The sequence below is a fragment of the Caballeronia sp. GAWG1-5s-s genome, assembly GCF_023631445.1.
In the GTDB taxonomy this organism is placed as follows: domain Bacteria; phylum Pseudomonadota; class Gammaproteobacteria; order Burkholderiales; family Burkholderiaceae; genus Caballeronia.
In genome coordinates this window covers 1-233 of the sequence record NZ_JALQDC010000082.1, presented here as the reverse complement: position 1 = coordinate 233, position 233 = coordinate 1, and the positions used below count along the sequence as shown (strand labels likewise).

At 33.9% G+C, this 233-nt stretch carries 1 protein-coding gene; it reads left to right on the top strand.

What is annotated here, in order from left to right; genetic code table 11:
• On the top strand, positions 1–233 hold a 233-nt coding region (locus tag NCR34_RS27980), incomplete at both ends, for a hypothetical protein (protein WP_250501448.1).

Here is a 233-nt window from a genome sequence, read left to right as displayed (position 1 = left end):
ATATATCGTAGTTCAAAAAGGAACTGCAGGTCAGGTAGGATCTTTTGTCGATTTAATCATTAAACCATCTGCGCCCACAGAAACTATCAAATATAACTGTTTGATACATGATGGTATGGGTGCAAATATTTCTGTTATTGACGGTACACCTGGATTTTATGGATCTAATGCTTTTGCAAATATTACCGTAAATTCATCTGGGCAAATTTCTAATGTACAAATTACTACTATTG